This is a genomic window from Streptomyces sp. NPDC059371 (assembly GCF_042751995.1).
GTDB lineage: Bacteria > Actinomycetota > Actinomycetes > Streptomycetales > Streptomycetaceae > Streptomyces.
Genome location: NZ_JBHYXD010000080.1, coordinates 1 through 20,067 on the forward strand (window position 1 = coordinate 1; position 20,067 = coordinate 20,067).

At 72.2% G+C, this 20,067-nt stretch carries 18 protein-coding genes; 7 read left to right on the forward strand and 11 right to left on the reverse strand.

The features are described 5' to 3' along the window. Positions 1 to 115: 115 nt before the first annotated feature. From ACFXGX_RS32160 to ACFXGX_RS32175, 4 genes are all read right to left on the reverse strand, one after another. Entirely contained in the window at positions 116 to 1,336 is a 1,221-nt protein-coding gene (locus tag ACFXGX_RS32160; RefSeq protein ID WP_384798167.1) for an MFS transporter, read from the reverse strand. 201 nt (positions 1,337 to 1,537) lie between these two features. Beyond that, on the reverse strand, positions 1,538 to 2,575 hold the full coding sequence (locus ACFXGX_RS32165) for an endonuclease/exonuclease/phosphatase family protein (RefSeq protein ID WP_384798170.1): 1,038 nt from the start codon (positions 2,573 to 2,575) through the stop codon (positions 1,538 to 1,540). Between the two features lie 200 nt (positions 2,576 to 2,775). Beyond that, positions 2,776 to 3,396 (reverse strand): TetR/AcrR family transcriptional regulator, encoded by a 621-nt coding sequence (locus ACFXGX_RS32170; protein WP_384798173.1) that lies wholly within the window; start codon positions 3,394 to 3,396, stop codon positions 2,776 to 2,778. A gap of 127 nt (positions 3,397 to 3,523) precedes the next feature. Next, positions 3,524 to 5,125 carry an MFS transporter gene (locus ACFXGX_RS32175; protein WP_384798176.1) on the reverse strand — a complete coding sequence of 534 codons (1,602 nt, stop codon included), beginning with the start codon at positions 5,123 to 5,125 and terminating at the stop codon, positions 3,524 to 3,526. A 372-nt stretch (positions 5,126 to 5,497) separates the two neighbouring features. Here ACFXGX_RS32175 and panB point away from each other — a divergent pair, with 372 nt between their 5' ends. The 3 genes from panB to ACFXGX_RS32190 all read left to right on the forward strand — a co-directional run bounded on the left by panB (position 5,498) and on the right by ACFXGX_RS32190 (position 8,579). Beyond that, positions 5,498 to 6,385 carry a 3-methyl-2-oxobutanoate hydroxymethyltransferase gene (panB, locus tag ACFXGX_RS32180; protein WP_384798179.1) on the forward strand — a complete coding sequence of 296 codons (888 nt, stop codon included), beginning with the start codon at positions 5,498 to 5,500 and terminating at the stop codon, positions 6,383 to 6,385. A gap of 284 nt (positions 6,386 to 6,669) precedes the next feature. Further along, positions 6,670 to 7,704: an ATP-binding cassette domain-containing protein gene (locus ACFXGX_RS32185; RefSeq protein WP_384798182.1), complete on the forward strand. Its 1,035-nt coding sequence runs from the start codon at positions 6,670 to 6,672 to the stop codon at positions 7,702 to 7,704. Further along, positions 7,701 to 8,579: an ABC transporter permease gene (locus tag ACFXGX_RS32190; protein WP_384798185.1), complete on the forward strand. Its 879-nt coding sequence runs from the start codon at positions 7,701 to 7,703 to the stop codon at positions 8,577 to 8,579. The genes ACFXGX_RS32185 and ACFXGX_RS32190 overlap by 4 nt, the downstream gene beginning before the upstream one ends. A gap of 63 nt (positions 8,580 to 8,642) precedes the next feature. Here the strand turns inward: ACFXGX_RS32190 and ACFXGX_RS32195 are convergent, their stop codons facing one another. Together ACFXGX_RS32195 and ACFXGX_RS32200 are read right to left on the reverse strand one after the other, a co-directional pair. After that, positions 8,643 to 11,972, reverse strand: coding sequence for a BTAD domain-containing putative transcriptional regulator (locus ACFXGX_RS32195; RefSeq protein ID WP_384798188.1), 3,330 nt, complete (start codon positions 11,970 to 11,972; stop codon positions 8,643 to 8,645). 14 nt (positions 11,973 to 11,986) lie between these two features. Beyond that, a complete protein-coding gene (locus ACFXGX_RS32200; protein WP_384798191.1) occupies positions 11,987 to 12,613 on the reverse strand; it encodes a DUF6578 domain-containing protein in 627 nt (208 codons plus the stop codon). Between the two features lie 113 nt (positions 12,614 to 12,726). Here ACFXGX_RS32200 and ACFXGX_RS32205 point away from each other — a divergent pair, with 113 nt between their 5' ends. Continuing rightward, positions 12,727 to 13,524 carry a site-2 protease family protein gene (locus ACFXGX_RS32205; protein ID WP_384798194.1) on the forward strand — a complete coding sequence of 266 codons (798 nt, stop codon included), beginning with the start codon at positions 12,727 to 12,729 and terminating at the stop codon, positions 13,522 to 13,524. Between the two features lie 34 nt (positions 13,525 to 13,558). On the opposite strand, the gene ACFXGX_RS32210 is transcribed toward ACFXGX_RS32205, so the two are convergent. The 3 genes from ACFXGX_RS32210 to ACFXGX_RS32220 form a co-directional block, all read right to left on the reverse strand. Further along, on the reverse strand, positions 13,559 to 13,720 hold the full coding sequence (locus tag ACFXGX_RS32210) for a hypothetical protein (protein WP_167455616.1): 162 nt from the start codon (positions 13,718 to 13,720) through the stop codon (positions 13,559 to 13,561). Positions 13,721 to 13,959: 239 nt separating this feature from the next. Continuing rightward, positions 13,960 to 14,664: an NADPH-dependent F420 reductase gene (gene npdG / locus ACFXGX_RS32215; protein WP_384798198.1), complete on the reverse strand. Its 705-nt coding sequence runs from the start codon at positions 14,662 to 14,664 to the stop codon at positions 13,960 to 13,962. A gap of 68 nt (positions 14,665 to 14,732) precedes the next feature. Further along, positions 14,733 to 15,944 carry an exo-alpha-sialidase gene (locus ACFXGX_RS32220; RefSeq protein ID WP_384798201.1) on the reverse strand — a complete coding sequence of 404 codons (1,212 nt, stop codon included), beginning with the start codon at positions 15,942 to 15,944 and terminating at the stop codon, positions 14,733 to 14,735. A gap of 115 nt (positions 15,945 to 16,059) precedes the next feature. Between ACFXGX_RS32220 and ACFXGX_RS32225 the strand changes: the two genes are divergently transcribed. Beyond that, positions 16,060 to 16,662 (forward strand): hypothetical protein, encoded by a 603-nt coding sequence (locus ACFXGX_RS32225; protein WP_384798204.1) that lies wholly within the window; start codon positions 16,060 to 16,062, stop codon positions 16,660 to 16,662. Between the two features lie 159 nt (positions 16,663 to 16,821). Here the strand turns inward: ACFXGX_RS32225 and ACFXGX_RS32230 are convergent, their stop codons facing one another. Further along, positions 16,822 to 17,058 carry a hypothetical protein gene (locus tag ACFXGX_RS32230; RefSeq protein WP_355762373.1) on the reverse strand — a complete coding sequence of 79 codons (237 nt, stop codon included), beginning with the start codon at positions 17,056 to 17,058 and terminating at the stop codon, positions 16,822 to 16,824. 58 nt (positions 17,059 to 17,116) lie between these two features. Here ACFXGX_RS32230 and map point away from each other — a divergent pair, with 58 nt between their 5' ends. Beyond that, on the forward strand, positions 17,117 to 17,974 hold the full coding sequence (map, locus tag ACFXGX_RS32235) for a type I methionyl aminopeptidase (RefSeq protein WP_384798207.1): 858 nt from the start codon (positions 17,117 to 17,119) through the stop codon (positions 17,972 to 17,974). Between the two features lie 223 nt (positions 17,975 to 18,197). Further along, complete coding sequence (locus ACFXGX_RS32240) at positions 18,198 to 18,875, forward strand: heme oxygenase (biliverdin-producing) (RefSeq protein ID WP_384798253.1); 678 nt, start codon at positions 18,198 to 18,200, stop codon at positions 18,873 to 18,875. Between the two features lie 423 nt (positions 18,876 to 19,298). On the opposite strand, the gene ACFXGX_RS32245 is transcribed toward ACFXGX_RS32240, so the two are convergent. After that, positions 19,299 to 19,943 carry a PhzF family phenazine biosynthesis protein gene (locus tag ACFXGX_RS32245; RefSeq protein WP_384798210.1) on the reverse strand — a complete coding sequence of 215 codons (645 nt, stop codon included), beginning with the start codon at positions 19,941 to 19,943 and terminating at the stop codon, positions 19,299 to 19,301. Positions 19,944 to 20,067: the final 124 nt, after the last annotated feature.

Below are 20,067 nucleotides of genomic sequence, written 5' to 3' on the forward strand. Positions count from 1 at the left end.
AAGTCGCGTCGTCCGCCCGCCGGGCAGGCGAGACTTTGCGGACACGACCTGGGACTTACGGCAGGTTCAGGACCCTCCGGAGGCGCAGGGCCTGTGGAAGCGGCGAGCCGGCGCGTCAGTGGTGCAGTGCCTCCTGCCGGTCGGGTACGTGCGTGGCGATCACCCGCGCGGGCCCGGCCGGCCGCTTCGCGCGGCGCTGGTCGACCGCGTACGCCGCGCCCGCCACCCCGATCCCCAGGACCGCGAGCCCCGCTCCGGCGGTCGCCGGTGCCGTCACGCCGAAGCCCGCCGCCAGGGCGAGGCCGCCGATCCACGCGCCGCCCGCGTTGGCGAGGTTGAAGGCGGCCTGGTTGGCGGAGGACGCGAGGGAGGGCGCGGCGGCGGCCTTCTCCATCACCATGAGCTGGAGGGGCGAGCCGGTGACGAAGGCGGCCGTGCCGAGCAGCACCACCGCAAGGGCGGCGCTCCACTCGGTACGCATCAGCAGCGGGAAGGCGGCCAGCACGGCCACCAGCGAGGCGAGGCCGCCGAAGAGGGTGCGGCGCATCGCGTGGTCCGCGAGCCGCCCGCCGAGCAGGTTGCCGGCCGTGGCGCCGACCCCGAACAGCGCCAGCAGCAGCGTGACACTGCCCTCGGCGTACCCGGCGGCGTCGGTGAGCATGGGCGTGATGTAGCTGTACGCGGAGAACAGGGCCGCGAATCCGGCGACCGTCGTACCGAGGGCGAACCAGACGGGCAGCGGGCGCAGGGCGGCGAGTTCGCCGCGCAGACCGGCGCCGGGGGTGTGGCCGGGAGTCCGCGGGATCAGCAGGTACAGCGAGGCGATGGCGGCCAGGCCGATCGCGCTCACCCCGAGGAAGGTGGCCCGCCAGCCCAGGTGCTGCCCCACGAGGGTGGCGGCCGGGACTCCGGCGATGTTCGCGACGGTCAGGCCGAGGAACATCAGCGAGACGGAGCGGGCCTTGCGCTCGGGTGCGACCAGGCCGGTGGCGACGACGGCGCCGACGCCGAAGAACGCGCCGTGCGGCAGACCGCTGAGGAAGCGGGCGGCGAGGAGCCAGTGCTCGTCGGGGGCGAGCGCGGAGAGCGCGTTGCCCGCGACGAAGAGGCCCATCAGGGCGATCAGGACCGTGCGGCGGGGCATCCGGGCGGTGGCGGCGGCGAGCAGCGGGGCGCCGACGACGACGCCGAGCGCGTAGGCGGAGACCAGGTGTCCGGCGGCGGGGATGGATATGCGCAGGTCGCCCGCGACGTCGGGCAGCAGGCCCATCATGGCGAACTCGGTGGTGCCGATGCCGAAGGCGCCCACGGCGAGGGCGAGCAGGGCCAGAGGCATGAGATGCCTTTCGAGGAACTGGGGCGAGCGGGACTCCGTACGGGCGCGGCGGTCTGCGGGAGGTCGCGCGGGTACGGGCGGGTCCGCGCACGGCGATGTGCGCGGGACACGGTCGGTGGAACACCGGCTATTAAGTTTAGCTGGTGAACAAAGTCTGCCGTGCCCCGTGTTCCAGGAGGTTGAAAGGCGATTCCGGGCGGGTTAAGAGGCCGTGGCGTCCATCTTGACGCGGGCCGCGATCGGGAGGTGGTCGCTGCCGGTCTCGGGCAGGGTCCAGGAGCTCACCGGCTCGATGCCCTTGACCATGATCTGGTCGATCCGGGCCATCGGGAACGAGGCCGGCCAGCTGAACCCGAAGCCGCTGCCCGCCGCACCCTGCGTGGACCGCATCTGCGCGGTGACCGCGTTCAACGCCCGGTCGTTCATGGTGCCGTTGAGGTCACCGAGCAGGACGACCTGCTTCAGCGAGTCGCCGGCGATGGCCTCGCCCAGCGCGTTGGCGCTCTTGTCGCGCTGCCGGGCGGTGAACCCGGCCTTCATCTTCACCCGCACCGAGGGCAGATGGGCCACGTACACCGCGACCCGGCCGGCCGGCGCCGTCACGGTCGCCCGCATGGCGCGCGTCCAGCCCAGCTTGATGTCCACGGGCCGGACGTCGTCGAGCGGGTACTTGCTCCACAGTCCGACGGTGCCCTGCACCGAGTGGTACTTGTACGTCGACGCGAGCGCCGTCTCGTACACCGGCACCGCCGACGCCGTCAGCTCCTCCAGGGCGAGCACGTCGGCGCCGGAGGCGGCCACGTCCCGGGCGGTCCCGGACGGGTCCGGGTTGTCGGCGTTGACGTTGTGCGTGGCGACGGTCAGATCGCCGCCCGCGCCGGTCTTGTCGGTGAGCAGTCCGCCGAAGAGGTTCAGCCAGACCGCGCCGGCCAGCACCACGGAGATCAGGGCGCTGACCGACTTCCGTACGAAGCCGAGGACCAGCAGGACCGGGATGAACACCCCGAGCCACGGCAGGAACGTCTCGGTGAGACTGCCGAGGTTGCCGATCCGGTTCGGGATCCGCGCGTGCGTCAGCATCACCAGGGCGAGCAGCAGCGCGAGAGCGGCGAGGACCAGCCCGCGCCGCCAGATGCCGCGGTCGCCGCGCCAGCCGTCGAGCAGGCGCCGGAACCGGGATTCTCTGCGCTCCGGCCCCCGGCCGTCGCTGCCCGTCTCCGTCATATACGCCTGCGCCATACCGTCGCCTCACAAAATGCCGTGCGCACCGTCTGCCCCTCGACTAAGACCCTAGGGGATGTCCGGTGTGGTTCTCGCCGTCCGGGACGGCCGTACAGGCAAGGGGACGTACAACTGGGTGTCCGGAGTTCCTCATCCTGGCACGACGTGCGGCCTCTGTGACGAAACGCGCACATTCACCCCGTCAGAAACCGCTCTGGTCACGGCCGGGCGGGGCGCAGGCCCTCCAGCAGCGTATCGACGATCCGCTCGGCGAGGTCTTCCGGGAGTTCGGTGTCCGGGCGCATGACGGAGCGGACGAGCATGGGGCCGACGAACATGTCGTTGAGGAGTTCGATGTCGACGTCGTCGCGCAGTTCGCCGTTCTCCTGTCCCCGGCGCAGCACCTCGAAGCCCATCTGGCGGCGCGGCGCTATCACCGTGGCCTCGTACGCGGCCCACAGCTTGGGGCTGCTCTTCATCTGCGCGTAGACGTTGTGCAGGATCGCCGACGAGCGGCTGACCAGACCGCGCCGGCGCAGCGACTCCAGCAGCACGACGAGGTCGTCGCGCATGGAGACGCCGTCGAGTTCGGGGTCGGCGGGCTCGGCGCCGCGCAGGACGTCGACGAAGAGTTCCTCCTTGCCGCTCCAGCGGCGGTAGATCGTCGCCTTGCCGACGCCGGCGGTGCGCGCCAGCCGCTCGATGGAGATGTCCGCGAGCGGGACCCCGTCCTCCAGGAGCTTCATCACGCCCTCGACGATGGCGCGTTCCACCGCCTCGCTGCGGGGACGTCCCCGGCTGGGGCACACCTGCCTGTCTCGGCTGTCCGCGAGGCTCACGTCGAACTCCGTTCCCATCGTCGACCAGGTGTCATTCTCCCCCGTTCACGGCGGCGGCGGGCACACGGCGCGAAGTGCCCGCCGTGGGCACCCCGGTCGGGGGTGCCCACGGTCGTGTGCGCCGGTGTCAGTCCTGTCCGAGGTCGGCCGTCACCAGCTCGGCCTCGTCGCCGCTCTCCTGCGGGGCCGCGGGGCGGCCGGGCAGGAACAGCGCGACGACCACCGCGCCGACGACCGCGACGCCCGCGCCGCACAGGGCGGTGACGTGCATCGCGTGCAGGAACGCGTCGTTCGCGGGGGTGACGAGGGCCTTGCCCTGCGGGCCGAGCTTGGCGGCGACACCGAGGGTGGCCTCGATGGACTCGCCCGCGGTGTGCCGCAGCGGGGCCGGGACGAGGGAGAGCTTGTCCTCGATGCCGTTGCGGTAGGCGGTGGAGAGCACGGAGCCGAGGACCGCGATGCCGAGGGCGCCGCCGACCTGGCGGAAGGTGTTGCTCAGCGCGGACGCGGAGCCGGCCTTCTCGCGCGGCAGCGCCTGCATGATGACGACACTGGTCGGGGTCATGATGTGCGCCATGCCGGTGCCCATCAGGAAGAAGATGACCTCGAGGAGCCAGATCGGGGTGTCCGCCTCCAGCGTGGCGAACGCGGCCAGCATGGCGGCGATGATCACCAGGCCGGCCGTGCAGGTGGCGCGGTTGCCGAAGCGGTCGACGACCAGCCGGGCGCGCGGGGCGAAGATGATCTGGGCCACGGCCAGCGGGAGCATCAGCAGGCCGGTCTGCAGCGGCGAGTAGCCGCGCACGCTCTGGGTGTAGAAGACGGAGAAGAAGGTCACGCCCATGAGCGCGAAGAAGACGAGCGCGATGGCCGAGATCGCGGCCGAGAAGACCTTGTTGTTGAAGTACGTGACGTCGATGGACGGGTGGTCGCTGCGCTTCTCGAACACCACGAAGCCGACGAGGACGGCGAGACCGGCGCCGATCGTCGCGAGGACCTGCGGGTCGGTGAAGTCGGCGAGCTGGCCGCCCTTGATGATGCCGTAGACGAGCAGGACCAGGCCGATGACCGAGAGGACCACGCCGACCGGGTCGAGGCGGCCCGGGTTCGGGTCGCGGGAGTCGGGGACCAGCCAGATCATCAGGCCGATCGCGAGCACCACGATGGGCACGTTGATCAGGAAGACCGAGCCCCACCAGAAGTGGTCGAGGAGCACACCGCCGGTGATCGGGCCGATCGCGATGGCGAGGCCGACGCCGCCGGCCCAGATGCCGATGGCCTTGGGCTGCTCGTCGCGTTCGAACACGTTCATCAGGACGGCGAGGGTGGCGGGCATCACGAAGGCGGCGCCGAGGCCCATCACCGCGCGGAACACGATGAGCTGGACCGGCGAGCCGGACTCGGCGGCCAGCGCGGAACCGATGCCGAAGACGGCGAGACCGGCGAGCAGCACCTTCTTGCGGCCGAGCCGGTCGCCGAGGAGGCCCGCGGTGAACAGGAGACCGGCGAAGACGAGCGTGTAGGCGTTGATGGCCCACTCCAGCTCACCCTGGGTGGCTCCGAGCCCGATGGGCGCCGGGGTCGAGATCGTCTTGATCGCGACGTTCAGGATGGAGTTGTCGAGCACCACGATCAGCAGGCTCAGCATCAGCGCGCCGAGGATCGCCCAGCGGCGCCGGTGCACCGCCTCGGGTACTCGTCGTTCGAGCGGAGGAGCGGAAGTTGTCATGTCGACCACCCTAGAGCTATTTCGATACGGCACCGTCTCGTATCGGAAATGCTTTACACAGAACTTACGAAGAGACCTGGGCCGCCGGACGGAGGCGGACACGGCGGCCTCCGGCGGACGGGAGGCGGACAGTGCCGCTTCTCGACGGAGGGGACGGGGCGGCTTCTCGATGGAGGGGGACGGGGCGGCTTCTCGACGGAGGGGGACGGGGCGGGACGAGCGGACGGGCATGGCGCAGGGGGCGTGGCGTGGAGTGGCGTGATCGACACCGGGTCCGGCGGGCCCGGTCTAGCCGCGCGTAGCACGAGGTGCCACCATGGAGGTGATCCGGGGACGCCGTCAGGGTGCCTCGAGATGACATAAGGAGTTGCGATGACGCAGCTTTCGGCTGCCCAGGAGCAGCCTGCGGAGGGTGTCCTCAAGGCCACCGGCAGCAGCAAGGCGCTGTACGGGGGCAAGAGCACCCGCCGTATCACGGTGCGCGACATCACCGCCGCCAAGGAGCGCGGCGAGAAGTGGCCCATGCTCACGGCCTACGACGCGATGACCGCGTCCGTCTTCGACGAGGCCGGCATCCCCGTCATGCTGGTCGGCGACTCGGCCGGCAACTGCCACCTGGGGTACGAGACGACCGTCCCCGTCACCATGGACGAGATGTCCATGCTGTCCGCCGCGGTCGTCCGGGGCACCAGCCGCGCCCTGATCGTCGCCGACCTGCCCTTCGGTTCCTACCAGGAGGGTCCGGTGCAGGCGCTGCGTTCGGCGACCCGCCTGGTCAAGGAGGCCGGGGTGGGCGCGGTGAAGCTGGAGGGCGGCGAGCGCTCGCACCGCCAGATCGAGCTGCTGGTGGAGTCCGGCATCCCGGTGATGGCGCACATCGGCCTGACCCCGCAGTCCGTGAACTCCATGGGCTACCGCGTCCAGGGCCGCGGCGAGGAGGCCGCGCACCAGCTTCTGCGGGACGCCAAGGCGGTCCAGGACGCGGGCGCCTTCGCCGTCGTCCTCGAACTGGTCCCGGCCGAGCTCGCCGCCGAGGTCACGCGCACCCTGCACATCCCGACCGTCGGCATCGGCGCGGGCCCCGAGACCGACGCCCAGGTCCTGGTGTGGACCGACATGCTCGGTCTGACCGGCGGCAAGATGCCGAAGTTCGTCAAGCAGTACGCCGACCTGCGTGCCGTCATGGGTGACGCGGCGAAGGCGTTCGCCGAGGACGTCGTCGGCGGGACGTTCCCGCTGGAGGAGCACTCCGTCCACTGACGCCCCCGAGACTCCGGGGCTCCGAGCCACTGCGGCACCGAAGACAACCCGCCGATCTTCCCCCGTCGGCGGGTTGTCGCCGTTCTCGCGTCCCGTCGGCGGGAGGCCACCGCTTCCCGCCCTGTCCGTGTCGTCCGTCCTGCCGGCGGCTGTCGGCGGTGTCGGCGGGCTGTCGGCGATTTCCGCGCCCCCGTCGGCCGACTGTCGACGACCTATCGGTAACGCTCGGATTCTGTAGGCGGCCTGTCGGTCGTTTGTCGGTGGCGGCTGGCACCTTGATGGACATGACGCGAATCGACAACACGCCCCGGCAAGCTGCGACCGGCCGCAGCGCCGTCACCGTACGGGGGCTGGTCAAGCACTACGGCGAGACCAAGGCGCTGGACGGGGTCGACCTGGATGTGCGCGAGGGCACCGTCCTCGGCGTGCTGGGTCCCAACGGGGCCGGCAAGACCACCCTCGTCCGCTGCCTGTCCACCCTCATCACCCCCGACGCCGGCACGGCCACGGTCGCCGGCTTCGACGTGCTGAAGCAGCCCCGGCAGCTGCGACGGGTGATAGGCCTCACCGGCCAGTACGCCTCGGTCGACGAGAAGCTCCCCGGCTGGGAGAACCTCTACATGATCGGGCGGCTGCTCGACCTGCCCCGCAAGGAGGCCCGCCGGCGCGCCGACGAGCTCCTGGAGCGCTTCTCCCTCACCGAGGCCGCCAAGCGCCCGGCGTCGACGTACTCCGGCGGTATGCGCCGCCGGCTCGACCTCGCCGCCTCCATGATCGGCAGCCCGGCCGTGCTGTACCTGGACGAGCCGACGACCGGCCTCGACCCGCGCACCCGCAACGAGGTGTGGCAGGAGGTCAAGCGCATGGTCGCCGACGGCGTCACCGTGCTGCTCACCACCCAGTACATGGAGGAGGCCGAGCAACTCGCCTCCGAGCTGACGGTCATCGACCGCGGCAAGGTCATCGCCAGCGGCCGGATCGACGAGCTGAAGGCCCGCGTCGGCGGCCGGACGCTGCGGATCCGCCCGGTGGACCCGCTGCAACTGCGCCCGCTGGCCGCCATGTTCGACGAGATGGGGCTCACCGGCCTCGCCACGACGATCGTGGACAGCGAGACCGGCAGCGTGCTGGTCCCGATCCTCAGCGACGAGCAGCTCACCGCCGTCGTCGGCGCGGTCACCGCGCGGGGCATCACGATCGCCTCCATCTCCACCGAACTGCCCAGTCTGGACGAGGTGTTCCTCTCCCTCACCGGCCACAAGGCCAGTGCCCCGCAGGACGAGACCCCCGCCCGCGCCTACGAGGAGGTCTCCGCATGAGTGCCCGCCCGTCGCCCACCGCCACCCTTCCGAAGAGCGGCTCCGCCGCGCCCCTCCCTTCCGTCGAGGCCGCCCCCTTCACGGTCGAGGCCGACCCCCGTATCTCGCTCCGCGCGCACGCCCGCCACACCGGCGCGCTGATCCGCCGCAACCTGCTGTGGATCCGCCAGGACCCGGAGTCGATGTTCGACGCGATCCTGTTCCCGGTCATCTTCACGCTGCTGTTCGTCTACGTCTTCGGCGGCTCCATCGGGCAGTCGCTCGGCGGCGGACAGGAGGCGTACGTCCAGTACGTCGTGCCCGGCCTGATGGCCATGATGGGCATGAACATGGCCCAGGGAGTGGGCACCGGCTTCAACACCGACTTCAACTCCGGTGTCATGGACCGGTTCCGGTCCCTGCCGATCGGGCGCGGCTCGGTGCTGTTCGCCAAGATCGCGGTGGAGGTGATGCGGATGCTGATCGCGACCGCGATCCTCATGATCGTCGGCGTCCTGGTCGGCTTCCACATCACCAACTGGCCCGGTCTGTTCGCCTCCGTGGGCCTGTCGGCGGTCTTCGGCTCGGCCCTGATGTGGGTGTTCCTCACCCTCGGCGTGATCATGAAGAGCGCGCAGTCCGTGCAGGCGATGGGCTTCCTGGTGCTGATGCCGCTCCAGTTCGGCTCGTCGATCTTCGCGCCGACCAAGTCGATGCCGGGCTGGCTGCAGAACTTCACCGAGTACAACCCGCTGTCGTCCCTCGCGGACGCGGCACGCGGGCTGATGGTGGGCGGTCCGGTCGCGCACGGCCTGTGGGTGACGCTCGGCTGGTCGCTGGCCCTCACCCTGGTGATGGCGCCCGTCGCCATCCACAAGTTCCGCACCAAGAGCTGACGTCCGACGCACGGACCCGGCCCCGCTCACCGGGGCCGGGGCGCGCCGGTTCGCGTCCGCGCCTCAGATGAGGGCGGCGGCCTCCTCCAGGGAGAGGCCGCCGCCCTCCGCGTGTGCCGTCTCGTACGCCGCGTCGCCGAGCAGGGCCCGCGCGCCCGTCTCGGCCCGCTCGCGCGTCTCCACCTCCATGGGACCGGGGACGTGGCCCGGCGGCAGCAGGGCGTCCGCGGCGCCGAGGAGCCGGGCCGCGTCGATGGCGCGACCGCCGCCGTCCAGGCCGTTCAGGGCGATGGCGGCCGTGGTCAGATGGGCGGAGGGCATGTGCGGGGCGATCATCCGCGACAGCCGGTCCACGGCGTCCAACGCCCTGCGCACCGTGTCCAGGGCGCTCTCGCACCGCCCGTCGATCGCGTCCAGCCAGGCCTCCACACCGAGCATGAACCCGTCGAACAGGACGAAGGTGGCGGCCCCGAAGTCCTGGCGGAGCAGCCGGATCTGCTCGCGCGCCTCGTCGGTCCGGCCGGTGCGGCCGAGCCAGGTCGCGAGGAAGAGGTGGGCCGCCGGCAGGGCCTCGTTGTGGGTGCCGTGCCCGGTCGCGAGGACATCGCGGATCATCCACTCACCCCGCTCGGTCTCCCCCAGCTCCATGTACATGCTGCCGAGCCGGACGTTGAGCACCGCCGTCTGGGCGCGTGCGCCCAGCAGCTCGGCGTACTTTCCCGCCTCCGCGTAGTCCGCGGCGGCGGCCCGGAAGTCGCCCCTGCGCTCATGGGCCTCCCCGCGCGCGGAGAGCGATTCGGCGGCGCCCCAGGCGTCCCCGATGCGTCCGAAGAGCTCCAGCGCCTCGTCGGCGTCCACGGTGGCGTCGCCCGCCATGTCGGCGCGGTTGGCGAGGATGTTGGCGCGCATCTGCAGGGCGGTGGCCAGTTCCCAGTCGTAGCCGAGTTCGCGGCAGGTGCTGACCGTACTGTTGATCACCTCGGTGAACCGCTCCATCGTGCCGGTGAGCAGCACGGCGTAGAACCAGAGGTAGCCGGGGGTGCGGCAGGTCTGCGGCATGCCGGGCTCGTAGGTCATGCTGATCGTACGGAGCTTCTCCTGGGCCTCCGGGGTCTGCCAGGCGCCCATGTCCATGTCCATATAGGCGAGATGGATGAGGTGGACACCGCGCCGGGCCTCCTCCAGAACCTCCTCGCGCATGGGCAGCGGGAGGTCAGTGCAGCGCTCGTACAGCGGGACCGCCGGACGCACGGGCGGCGCGAAGGGATCGGGGCCGAGGCCCATGACCTCCATGGACCAGGAACGGGCGTCGACGCGCTGGTCACGGATCTGCCAGTACCAGGCCAGCGACAGGACCATGCACAGCGCCTCCTGCTCGTCGCGTTCGGCGACGGCGTGCCGCAGGGCGGTGCGCAGGTTCTCGTACTCGCGCTCGATGACGTCGATCGCGGCACGCTGGCCGGGGCCGCGCAGCAACGGGTCGGTGGTGCGGGCGAGTTCGCGGTAGTACGTGAGGTGGGCGCGCTCCGTGGCCCCGCGGGCGCCGGACTCGTCGAGGCGTTCGCGCGCGTACTCGGCGACGGTCTCCAGCAGCCGGTAGCGCATCTCGGTGTCCCCCTCGCCCGAAGGGGCCGCGACGACGAGGGACTTGTCGACGAGCGAACCGAGGACGTCCAGCGCGGCCGGACCGCAGACGGCCTCGGCGGCGGCGAGGTCGCAGCCGCCCGCGAACACCGACAGCCGTCCGAGGGTGTCCCGTTCGGCCTCGTCGAGCAGATCCCAGGACCAGTCGACGACGGCGCGCAGGGTCTGCTGCCGGGGCAGCACCGTCCGGCTGCCCGAGGTCAGCAGCCGGAACCGGTCGTCGAGCCGGTCGGCGATCTGGCGCGGGGTGAGCATCCGCAGCCGGGCGGCGGCGAGTTCGATGGCCAGCGGGAGGCCGTCGAGACGCCGGCAGATCTCGGCCGCCGCCTCGGGGTCGTCCTCGACACGGAAGCCGGGCCGGGCCGCGGCGCCCCGGTCGGCGAGCAGCCGCAGCGCGGAGGGTTCCGGCAGCGGGTCCACCGGCCGCAGCAACTCCCCCGGTACGCCGAGGGGTTCACGGCTGGTGGCCAGCACGGTCACGCCGGGACAGCGTTCCAGCAGGGCCTCGGCGAGGTGTGCGGCGGCGTCGACGACGTGTTCGCAGTTATCGAGGACGATCAGCATCCGGCGTTTGGCGCAGTGTTCGGTGAGCCGGGTGAGCGGGTCGTCGTGCCGGTCGGCCACGGCGCGCATCTCCTCGGCGCCGGCGCCGCGCAGGACGGTCTCGCGGGCGCCGACGGCGGTCAGCACGGCCTCGGGAACGGCCTTCGGGTCGTCCACCGGCGCCAGTTCGGCCAGCCACACCCCGTCCCGCAGCGCGGGTGCCAGGGCCTCGGCCGCCTCCTGCGACAGCCGTGTCTTGCCCGCCCCGCCGGGCCCGAGCAGGGTCACGAGCCGGGCCGCGGAGAGGTCGCCCCGGATGGCATCGATGTCCTTCTCCCGCCCCACGAACGATGTGAGCCGGGCGCGGAGGTTGCCGGGGGGCGGTGAGGCGGGGCGGACGTGCTCCTCCGCGAAGTGACGGTCGGCCCCCGCGGAGCGGGCCGCCTCCCGTGGCGCGCGTCCCCTGCCGCCGGCCTCGGTCGGGCGGAGCAACTCCGCGTGCAGGGACCGCAGTTCCGCGCCGGGGTCCGATCCCAGCCGTTCGGCCAGCACCTGTCGTACGTCCTCGTACGCGGCCAGGGCCTCCGCCGTGCGGCCCGCGTCGCGCAGAGCGCGGAGACGCAGGACCTGGAACGGCTCGTCCAGGGGGTGGGCGTCGCACAGGGCGGTCAGTTCGGGGAGGGCGGAATCAGCCTGTCCGAGGGCCAGCGCCGCGGAGAGGCGGGCGTGCCGGGCGTGCAGGCGACGGGTTTCCCAATGGGCCGCTTCAGCGGCGCGGTCGGGGAGGTCCGCGAGGGCGGGGCCGCTCCACAGAGCCAGGGCGTCGTCGAGGACGACAGCGGCCTTGGCCGGGTCGCCGTCGGCGAGGGCGCGGGTGCCCTCCCCCGCGAGCCGCTCGAAACGGCGCAGGTCGATGTCCTCGGACACCGCCGCCAGCCGGTAGCCGCCCTCGACCGACTCGACCGCGCCCGCGCCGAGCGCCCTGCGCAGCCGCCCGACGAGCGCCTGCAGCGCGCCGGGCGCGTCAGCGGGCGGGTCGCCGTCCCACACCTCGTCGACCAGGACGGCCGCGGAGACGGTCCGTCCGGGCCGCAGCGCGAGAACGGTGAGCAGGGCGCGCAGCCGCGCCCCGCCGACCGGGACGGGCGTGCCGTCGGGGCGGAGTGCCTGGGTGGTGCCGAGGATGCGATAGCGCACGGGGTCCATTGTCTCTGGTCACGTCAGGTGCGGGGGGCGGGTACGTGGAGATCGGCCAGGACTCCGGCCCTGCCCTCCCCGAACCATCGGGGGCTGCGGTCCACGGCCTCGAACGAGCGCGACGCGGGTACCGGTTCCCAGGTGCGCGAGCCGGGCGCCGTCCGCGCGAATTCCTGGTGCACCAGGTGGATCGTACGGACCGTGCCGGTCGTCTCGGGCAGCCGGGCTCCGTGCCGTTCGACACCGAGCAGACCGCTCCTCGCGACGGGCGGGGCGGGCCCCGGCCCCGTGCCGTCACCGCCCGGACCGGTGTGCCTCCCCGACCGCTTGCCTGCCCGCCTGCCCCCACGGGCGCCCTTGCCCCTGCCCGAGGGATCGCCCCTGCCCGAGGGATCGCCCTTGCCCGCGGGATCGGCGCGCAGGGCCACGACCAGGCCGTCGTCCGCGCGCAGCACGGGGATCTCCGCTCCGTCGTCACGCATGTACTCCACCGTCGCCGTGATCCGGCTGAGCGCTCCGGCCCAGCCGCCGCCGAGCGCCCCGCCCCCTTCGTCCAGCAGGAGCGGCCACGTCACCTCGTCCCCGACCGAGAAGGGAGTGCCGCAGCACTCCATCTGCCAGTCCGCGTAGAACACCCGCCACAGCCCCATTCCCCCACCCTCCCCGGAACCGATACCCGATGGCGAGACGTTTTTCATGTGAGCCCGGTACGGTCGGGCAGGCCCGAGTACGCCGTCGTCAGCCAGCCAGTCCAGGGAGCCCCATGACCACCGCCGTGACCCGCCGCAGCGACCGGAGGATCAGCCCCGTCTTCGTCGGCATCGTGGCCGTCATGGGGGTGACCGGCTGGGCGACGTGGAACGGGTTCGCCGAGCAGCCCGGTGTGGCCGTGTTCCTCTTCGTGACGGCGGCCTGGGTCGTCTCACTGTGCCTGCACGAGTACGCGCACGCCCGCACCGCCCTGCACAGCGGTGACATCTCGATCGGCGCCAAGGGCTATCTGACCCTGAACCCGCTGAAGTACACGCACGCCCTGCTGAGCATCGTGCTGCCCGTGCTCTTCGTGATCATGGGCGGGATCGGGCTGCCGGGCGGGGCGGTCTTCATCGAGCGGGGCCGCATCCACGGCCGCTGGAAGCACAGCCTGATCTCGGCCGCGGGCCCGCTGACGAACGTGCTGTTCGCCGTCGTGTGCACGGCGCCGTTCTGGCTGCACGCCCTGGACGGCGTCCCGAACGCCTTCCGCTACGCGCTGGCGTTCCTCGCGCTGCTCCAGGTCACGGCCGCGATCCTGAACTTCCTGCCGGTCCCGGGCCTGGACGGCTACGGCGTGATCGAGCCCTGGCTGTCGTACGGCGTCCGCCGTCAGGTCGAGCCCTTCGCGCCGTTCGGACTGCTCGCGGTGTTCGCGCTGCTGTGGATCCCGTCGGTGAACCGGGAGTTCTTCCACATGATCGACGCGATCCTGGGCGGCCTCGGCATCGACGGCCGAGACAGCGACTGCGGACAGTGGCTCTACCGCTTCTGGGAGTCGAACAACGACATCTGCCTGAAGGCGTGACCGGGCGGGCCGGGACCGCCGTCCCGGCCGGCCGCTACGCCCTGCCGCGCCGCGCGTAGTACCAGGTCATGTTCGAGGACAGCCCCGCCAGCAGCACCCATACGATGCCCAGCCAGCTTCCCTGGACGAACGAGACGACGGCCGCGGCCACGGAGAGGACACAGACGGCGAGGGCGTAGAGAGCGAGGCGGGGCATGGGGTCGGCTCCTGTCGGGGGGACACTGCTTCGCATCAGTGTCCCCCACACGCCCCGTACGTCCGTAACCCGCGGCCCGCGTGCGCCCCGCGCGGCCCCGAACGTCCGTAACCCGCGGCCCGCGTTTGCCCCGCACGGCCCGCACGGCCCGCACGGCCCGTACGTCCGTCCCCGCGGCCCGTACGTCCGTCCCCGCGGCCCGTACGTCCGTCCCCGCGGCCCGTGTGTGGCCTCGCGACCTATACGTCCGTCACCCGCAGGCCCGCGTGCGCCTTGTAGCGGCGGTTCACCGAGATCAGGTTGGCGACCAGGGCCTCCACCTGATGCGCGTTGCGCAGCCGGCCGGAGAACACGCCCCGCATGCCGGGGATACGGCCCGCGAGGGCCTGGACGATCTCGACGTCCGCCCGCTCCTCGCCGAGGACCATCACATCGGTGTCGATCTCCTCGATCTCCGGGTCCGCGAGCAGCACGGCGGAGAGGTGGTGGAAGGCCGCGGTGACCCGGGAGCCGGGCAGCAGGGCGGCGGCCTGTTCGGCGGCGCTGCCCTCCTCCGGCTTCAGCGCGTAGGCGCCCTGCTTGTCGAAGCCGAGCGGGTTGACGCAGTCGACGACGAGCTTTCCGGCCAGTTCCTCGCGCAGCGATTCGAGGGTCTTGCCGTGACCCTCCCACGGCACGGCGACGATCACGATGTCGCTGCGCCGCGCGGTCTCCGCGTTGTCGGCGCCCTCCACACCGTTGCCGAGTTCATCGGCCGCGGCCTGCGCGCGGTCGGCGGCGCGCGAGCCGATGATCACCTTCTGGCCCGCCTTGGCGAGGCGGAAGGCGAGTCCCTTGCCCTGCGGACCGGTGCCGCCGAGCACGCCGACAACGAGCCCGGACACGTCGGGCAGGTCCCAGGGGTCCTTGGCGGGGGCCTTCTGTGCACTGTCAGTAGAGGTCATGGGCCGACTTTACGTGCGCGGGCCGCGCCGGGGCTCCCGGGGCGACCGAGCGCCCGGGGTGAGTACGGTCACCCGAGGGCGGCCACCGGGACGCGCCGGAAGGTGATCGTCTCGTACGCGCCGAAGTCGCCCGTCTCGTAGAGGAGTCCGACCGTGTCGGTGTCGACGCGGACCAGGTCGGAGTACGCGGCGGGCAGTCCGTCCACGGTGTGCGCGGACCGCCAGGTGGCGCCGCCGTCGGCTGAGGCGCGGACCGTCATCAGGGCACGGAACTCCGGGTCGGCGGGCCCGGAGTACAGGAGCAGGTCCGGGTCGCGGAGCTGGAGCAGGCTGCCCTGGACGACCGGGGTGACGAGCCCGGCCTGCGGGCGGAAGGGCTTGACCAGGGTTCTGCCGCCGTCGAGGGAGTGGGCGTCGGCACGGTTGCCGGGCGACGGGGAGTCGTTGCGGGTGTTGAAGTAGACGCGGCCGTCGGGCAGTTCGGCGGCGGTGGTCTCGTTGGCGTTGACGTATCCGTTGGTGTTCTCGTCGAGGTAGCCGAGGTGCCAGGTGGCCCCGCGGTCGTCGCTGAGCAGACAGTGCCCGCTGTTGTACTTCGCCTCGGTGCCGTTGTCGGTGCCGGTGGGCGGCAGGGTGTGGTTGCCGGGGACGACCACCCGGCCGGAGCCGAGCTGGACGGCGTGCCCGGGTGTGGTGGCGTACCAGCGCCAGCCCGCCTTCTTCACCTGTGCGGTGATCTCCTTGGGCGCCGACCAGGTGCGTCCTTCGTCGTCGCTGTGCTCCACCCATACGCGCCGCCCGTCGGCGGCGCTCACCTTGCCGCGCAGCAGGGCGTCCTCGGTGGCGGAGGCGGCGCTGCGGACGTGGACGAGCAGGACGCGGCCGGTGTCGAGGGTGACGGGTGCGGGGTTGCCGGCGAGGTCGGTGCCGTTGTTCGCGACGACCTGGAGCGGGCCCCAGGTCCGGCCGCCGTCCATGGACCGCTTGAGCACGATGTCGATGTGCCCGTGGTCCTTGGCGGAGCCGACCCGGCCCTCGCAGAACGCCAGCAGGGTGCCGGTGCGGGTGGCGACGACGGCGGGGATCCGGAAGCTGGCGTAGCCCTCGCGCCCGGCGCGGAAGGGAACGCTCACCGCCGTGTCGGTGCCCGTGTCGGTACCCGTGTCGGTGCCCGACTCCGCGCCGGTGCCCGACTGCGTGTCGGTGCCCGTCTCCGTGCCTGGCCCGGTGCCGGTCGTCCCGTCCGTCCCGGTACCGGTCGCTGCGCTCGGCTGTGTCATGGCCGGCTCCCTGCTTCGGTCGCTTGTGGGGTCGTCAGTGCGGACTTCTGCCCCACTTGGGCGAATTCGTGGTGAACTCCGGGTCACGAGTGGCTCGTTGCGGCAGGATGCGGCCATGGATGCCGTACGGGTCGCGTTACTGCGCGAAGTGCTTGCCGGGACCGAATGGCTGGGAGCGACACGGCGGTTCGGGGGAACCCTGCGGGGGTCCGTGGTGTCGCACGGCGGCGGCCTGCTGCTGGTCGGTTCGGAGGCGTACGAGCCCTGGCACCTCGCGGCACACCTGGTGGACGAGGCGGCCTGGTCGGGCACGCCGGAGCTGTCGCCGACGCTGGTGCGGCACGGGGCGCGGGAGTCCGACCCGGCTCACCTGGCGGTGGGCCTCGGGCGGATCGCGGCGGCCCGCCGCGGGGAGACGCTGCTCGTGGTGACGCCGGAGGCGCCCGGGGAAGCGCTGCTGGAGCGGGTGCACGACGCCCGGCGGGCCGGGGCGACGGTGCTGGCCCTGTCCCAGGGGGAGGGCGAGCTGCCGGCACTGGCCCACGAGTCCCTCGCGGTGCCGCCGGACCCCGAGCTCGACCTCGACACCGTGCAGCATCTGGTCAGCGCGGCGGCCGGGGAGAACGCGCTGCCCTCGCCCCGGGGCCGCCACCGCTTCCGCGACCGCCTGTCCCGTCTCGCGGACCAGCTCACGGCCCCGCCGACCTACCGGTGGTAGCGGACGCGGCCGGCCTCCTGGGGCGCTCGGCGGGTCCGTCGCGCCCGGCGAGGCGTCCGCTCCGCCGTCTCAGTCGCACCCGGTCCGCCGCCCCGATCGTGCCCGGCCCACCGTCTCAGTCGCGCCCGGCCCACCGCCCGGTCGCCTCGGCGCGGCGCCTCAGTCGTCCTCGGCGCCCGGGGTCCGGTCCGACTTGTCGTGCCACTTCGGGTCCGTCTCCCATTCGAGGTTCCGCTCCCGCGCGAGGTCCATCGCGTGTTCGGCCTCTCCACGGGTGGCGTACGGGCCGAAGCGGTCCTTGCCCGGACAGTCGGGGCCCTCCTCGACCTTCTTGTGCTCCAGGCAGTAGAACCACTCGCCGGGCTTGCCGACCGTCCGCTTCTTGAACAGGGCCATCACCAGCTCCTTTCGCCAGAGACATGTTCCCCCATGCCCGCTGGTTAGACTCGCTGCCATGTCTGGCCAGTCGCTGCTCGTACCAGGGGAGCTTTCTCCCACCCGTCCCGTGCCGGGAAACATCAGGCGTCCCGAGTACGTGGGGAAGCCCGCCCCCACGCCGTACACCGGACCGGAGGTGCAGACCCCCGAGACCATCGAGGCGATGCGTGTCGCCGGGCGGATCGCCGCGCGGGCGATGGCGGAGGCCGCGAAGCTCATCGCGCCGGGCGTGACGACGGACGAGCTGGACCGGGTGGCGCACGCCTATATGTGCGACCACGGCGCCTACCCGTCCACCCTCGGCTACCGCGGCTTCCCGAAGTCGCTGTGCACCTCGGTCAACGAGGTCATCTGCCACGGCATCCCCGACTCCACGGTCCTGCGCGACGGCGACATCGTGAACCTCGACGTGACGGCGTACATCGGCGGTGTGCACGGCGACAACAACGCGACCTACCTGGTCGGCGACGTCGACGACGAGTCGAGGCTCCTCGTGGAGCGGACCCGGGAGTCGCTCGACCGCGCGATCAAGGCGGTCAGGCCGGGGCGCCAGATCAACATCATCGGGCGGGTCATCGAGTCGTACGCGAAGCGCTTCGGGTACGGGGTCGTCCGTGACTTCACCGGGCACGGGATCAACTCCTCGTTCCACTCCGGGCTGATCGTCCCGCACTACGACAACCCGAACGCGACCACCGTCATGCAGCCCGGGATGACCTTCACCATCGAGCCCATGCTCACGCTCGGTACGCACGACTACGACATGTGGGACGACGGGTGGACCGTCGTGACGAAGGACCGCAAGCGCACGGCCCAGTTCGAGCACACCCTCGTCGTCACCGCGGGCGGCGCGGAGATCCTCACCCTGCCGTAGCCGCCAGGAGTTCCCGGAAACGCGAAACCCGCCCTGTCCACAGGGCGGGTTTTCGCATGTGGGCCCGGCCCCGGATCGGGGTACGGTTTTACCGACAGGACGTCGGGAAGGCTCTTGACTTAGGTAAGCCTAACCATAGAAGATTCGACTGATCGCGCGACGGCTCGCGCCCCATCTCATCGGCTGCGGAGGCCCCATGAACGCGTCGGACACGTCGGACACGATGAGCACGCCGGACACCACGGACCCGGCGGGCACACCCTTCTCGACGCTCATCCGCACCGCGTCGCACGAACAGCACACCGAGGCGGAGACCTCGACGTTCATGAGCGACCTGCTCGGCGGCCGGCTCGGCGTCGAGGCGTACACGCGCTACACCGAGCAGCTCTGGTTCGTGTACGAGGCGCTGGAGACGGACGTCGAGCGGCTGGCCGCCGATCCGGTGGCCGGGCCGTTCCTGCGGCCCGAGCTGCTGCGCCGCGCCGCCCTGGAGCGCGACCTCGCCCACCTCCGGGGCCCGGACTGGCGCGACACGCTCACCGCGCTGCCCGCGACCCGCGCGTACGCCGAGCGGGTCGCCGAGTGCGCCCGTGAGTGGCCGGGCGGCTATGTGGCCCACCACTACACGCGCTATCTGGGCGACCTCTCCGGCGGCCAGATCATCCGCGGCAAGGCGGAGCGGACCTGGGGCTTCAGCCGCAAGGGCGACGGGGTCCGCTTCTACGTCTTCGAGGGCATCTCCAACCCGGCCGCGTTCAAGCGGAGTTACCGCGAACTGCTGGACGGGGTCCGGGCCGACGAGCTGGAGAAGCAGCGGATCGTGACGGAGTGCAAGCGGGCGTTCGCCCTGAACACCGGGGTGTTCAGGGCCCTCGGCGAGGAGTTTCCGCTGACCGCGTGAAGGTTCGCCCCGGGCGCGGGGTCCCGGCCGCGGGGTCGGTACCGGGGCCCGGCCGCGGGGTCGGTACCGGGGCCCGGCCGCGGGGTCGGTACCGGGGCCCGGCCGCGGAGTCGGTACCAGGCCCCGGCCGCCGGAGTGCTCCGGGGGCCGTGCCCCCGGATTCCCCCCGCGGGGGGGGAGGGGCCGGCCCGGTCCGTGCGCCTGCGGGCCGGTGGGGGCTGGTCGCGCAGTTCCCCGCGCCCCTTTGGGGCGCTGACTCGCCGCTCGGGACAGGCTCGGCCCTGAGGAGCGCCGACTTGCCGTTCGGCGCAGGCTCGGCACCGAGGGGCGCGGGCTCACTGTTCGGGAGGGGCCCGGCCCTGAGGGGCGCGGGCCCGGCTTTCGATGCGGGACCCGCCCTGAGCCCTGACCGGCGGTGGTGCTTCAGCGTTCCAGGTGGACTCGGCCGCCCATTTCGACCCAGTCGGCCGGCTGTGGTGCGGTGAGGATCTGGGAGCCGACGCCCTGGGTGATGTTGAGGGCCCGGCCGAGCTGCCGGGTCAGCAGCAGTGCCGCCGCCCCGGTGGCCTCGTCCTCCTCGATGCCGTCGTTGCGGCCGGGGAAGGCGCGGGCCCGTACCCGGCCGGCGGCCTCGTCCTCCCAGGCCCAGGCGTAGATCCACTCCCCCGACGGCGGCACGGCCAGCGCCTCGACCTCGGCCGCGGTCCCGTGCCGCCGGAGCGTCCTCGGCGGCGCCCACTCGGCCCGCGCCTCGATCCAGCTGAACTCGCCGTCCAGCCGGACCCCCACCACACCGGCGGGCGTGACCAGTTCGGGCACGTCGAGCAGCCAGCCCACCCCGACGCACGGGTGTCCGGCGAACGGCAGCCGCAGCGAAGGGGTGTAGATGTCGATGATCCCGCGCTCGGGGTCGTCGACGAACACGGTCTCGCTGAAGCCGAGCTTCGCGGCGAACTCCTGCCGCTCGGCGCGGTCCGGCATCACCGAGCCCTCGCGCACGACACCGAGCTCATTGCCATACCCGCCGCCTGGTCCGCAGAAGACCCGCAGCACGTCGTAGTCAGTCACTCCGGCATTCAAACATTCATCCGCCTCGTCGGTGACCCGCACAACCGGACCGCCCACCTCCGAACGCTCCCTGCTCATCGGGAACGGTGTCGAAGGCGGGCGGTCCGGGTCGGGTCGAACCGGT